Source organism: Halorubrum sp. AJ67, assembly GCF_000513435.1.
The window spans coordinates 94,393-97,146 of the sequence record NZ_CBVY010000006.1; the positions used below are offsets into that span (position 1 = coordinate 94,393).

The window sequence follows — 2,754 nt, forward strand, 5'->3', positions numbered from 1 at the left end:
GTACGCGTCGGCCCCGGCGTCGGCGACGGCGACGGCGTTCAGCGTGTCCGTGCCGAGCGGCGCGTGCGGTCCGTGCTGTTCCGTGCTGCCGACCGGGAGGAACGCGACGTCGACATCGGCGTCGCGGGCGTCGGTCCACGTGACCTCGCTGAGGCGCATACCGACACGTCGGCACCCGCCGTCGTATACCCGACGGTCACGGCCCGCCGGCCGCCTTCGGGGGGGTACGACGGTCCCAATCCTCCCGGGGAATTATGCCGGTCCCCGCGGATCGCGCTCGCATGGGGAGCGACAACGTGAAACACGAAACTGGGGAACGCGGTCCGGGTCCCGACGTGTCGTTCGGCCCGTTGAAGCGGGCGCTCCGCGAGCATCGGTATCCGGTGACGGCCGCGGAGCTGATAGAGCAGTACGGGGCCGCCGAACTGGAGACGCCGACGGCGACCGAGCGGTTCGGCGGGCTGCTCGAAGACTGCGAGGAGACGCAGTTCCGCGACCCGTCGGACGTCCGCGGGGCGGTCCTCGACGCGCTCGGCTACGCCGACGCGTCCCCGGAGAGGCCGTCGGACGACTGGACCTCCCTCCCACGGTAACGGCGCGGTTAGGCCCCCGATGGCCGACTCGGCGGCGCTCCCGATCAGTCGTCGTCGCTCTCGGCGTCCTCGACGATCCGCGCGGTGCGCTCCTGTGCGCGGTCGATGAACTCCTGCGGGAGCTCGTCGATCTCGCCCGCCTGAACGCCCCAGAGGTGCGCGTACAGCCCGTCGTTTTCGAGCAGTTCCTCGTGGGTGCCTCGCTCCGCGATCTTTCCGCCCTCCAACACGAGGATGGTGTCCGCGTCCTTGATCGTCGAGAGCCGGTGGGCGATCGCGAACGTCGTGCGGTCGGCGGTGAGTCGGTCGAGCGAGCGCTGGATCAGCATCTCCGTCTCTGTGTCGACGTCCGAGGTCGCCTCGTCGAGGATGAGGATGTCGGGATCCTTTAACACGGCCCGGGCGATGGTGACGCGCTGGCGCTGGCCGCCGGAGAGCTTCACGCCGCGCTCGCCGACCATCGTGTCGTAGCCGTCGGGGAGGTTCTCGATGAAGTCGTGGGCCTCGGCGGCCTCCGCCGCCTCCTTGACCTCCTCGTCGGTCGCGTCGAAGGTGCCGTAGGTGATGTTCTCGCGGACGGTGCCGTAGAACAGGTACGAGGACTGCCCGACGTAGCCGATCGACCGGCGGAGCGACTTGAGCGTCACGTCGCGGACGTTCTGTCCGTCGATCTCGATCGCTCCCTCGTCGATGTCGTACATGCGGAGCAGGAGCTTGAGGACGGTCGACTTCCCGGCACCGGTCGGCCCGACTAAGGCGAGCGTCTCGCCGCCCTCGACGGAGAAGTCGACGTCCTCGATTATCGTCTCCTCGTCGTAGCCGAAGGAGACGTCGTCGTAGACCACGTCGCCGTCGCCGACGACCAGATCCTCGGCGTCCGGCTCCTCGGCGAGCCGCGACGGCTCGTCCATCAGGCCGAATATCCGCGCGGAGGAGGCGCGGGCGCGCTGGTACATGTTGATGATCTGGCCGAACTGCGCCATCGGCCAGATGAACCGCTGGGTGTAGAGGATGAAGACGACGAACATCCCGACCGAGAGGTCGCCGGTGAACGGTCCCGGCGGCGTGTCCTGGAACACCCACAGGCCGCCGACGACGAACGTGAGTACGAAGCCGATACCGGCGAGCACGCGGAGCGCCGGGAAGAACTTGATCCGCGTCGTGATCGCGTCCCAGTTGGCGTCGAAGTAGTCCATCGACACGTCGTCGACGCGGTCGGACTCGTACGGCTCCGTGTTCGACGACTTGATCACCTGGATGCCGCCGAGGTTGTTCTCCAGCCGGGAGTTCATCTTCCCGACCGACGAGCGCACCTCGGCGTACTTCGGCTGGATGATCCGGATGAACAGGTACGTGAACCCGCCGATGATCGGGACGGGAAGCAGCGCGACCAGAGCGAGCTGCCAGTTGATCCAGAAGAGGAGGACGCCGATGCCGACGACCATCACCGACAGCCGAAACAGGGAGTTCATCCCGTCGTTTAAGAACCGTTCGAGCCGGTTCACGTCGTTCGAGAGGATGGACATCATCTCCCCGGTCTGCTTGTCCGAGAAGAACTCCATGTTGAGCCGCTGCATCTTGTCGTAGGTGTCCGTCCGCACGTCGTGCTGGATGTTCTGGGCGAAGGCGTTGAACCCCCAGTTGCGGATCCAGTGGAACCCGGCCCCGATCCCGAACGCCCCGCCGATGACGGCGATGGTGAACCAGAACTGTCCCGTCTGGGCCGTCGGCAGCCACGCGTCGGGCAGGAGGACGAGCGGGATCTGCTCGCTGAACGCGGGGACTTCGCCGGCTTCCAACTGCGAGTCGGTGTAGAAGATGGCGTCGACGGCGATCCCGAGCATGAGCGGCGGGAGGAGATCGAGCAGCCGCGCGAAGACGCTCGCGAAGATTCCCACCGTCACCTGCGGGACGTAGTCGCGGCCGTACTCAACGAACAGCCGCTTCATCGGATTCTCGATCTTGTCCCGCTGCTCCTCGAAGGGATCGTCTTCTTCCCAGTCGACGCCACTCATCACCCAGTCGTATCGGGTAGGCGGGCAAATAGGTTTCCTTCGAACCGAAATACCTCGGCAGAAAACGCCGGTAACGGGGGTTGCTCGCGCGATCCGCTCCTCGGCCGCCGCTGCCAGCGGCGTCAGAGGTTGTGCCGCTCGGTCGC

Annotated in this window: 3 protein-coding genes; 1 reads left to right on the forward strand and 2 read right to left on the reverse strand. The window is 66.6% G+C overall.

What is annotated here, in order from left to right; translation table 11 throughout:
- Positions 1-159 (reverse strand): creatininase family protein (locus BN903_RS15780; RefSeq protein ID WP_195155748.1); only part of this gene is annotated, 159 nt, incomplete at its 3' end.
- A 122-nt stretch (positions 160-281) separates the two neighbouring features.
- Here BN903_RS15780 and BN903_RS07590 point away from each other — a divergent pair.
- Positions 282-593: a hypothetical protein gene (locus tag BN903_RS07590; RefSeq protein ID WP_048077166.1), complete on the forward strand. Its 312-nt coding sequence runs from the start codon at positions 282-284 to the stop codon at positions 591-593.
- Positions 594-637: 44 nt separating this feature from the next.
- Here the strand turns inward: BN903_RS07590 and BN903_RS07595 are convergent, their stop codons facing one another.
- Positions 638-2,608, reverse strand: coding sequence for an ABC transporter ATP-binding protein (locus BN903_RS07595; protein ID WP_048077167.1), 1,971 nt, complete (start codon positions 2,606-2,608; stop codon positions 638-640).
- Positions 2,609-2,754 lie beyond the last annotated feature (146 nt).

Coding starts and splice junctions, on each gene's coding strand:
- BN903_RS07590 (WP_048077166.1), top strand. CDS start 282: ATGGGGAGCGACAACGTGAAACACGAAACTGGGGAACGCGGTCCGGGT.
- BN903_RS07595 (WP_048077167.1), bottom strand. CDS start 2,608: ATGAGTGGCGTCGACTGGGAAGAAGACGATCCCTTCGAGGAGCAGCGG.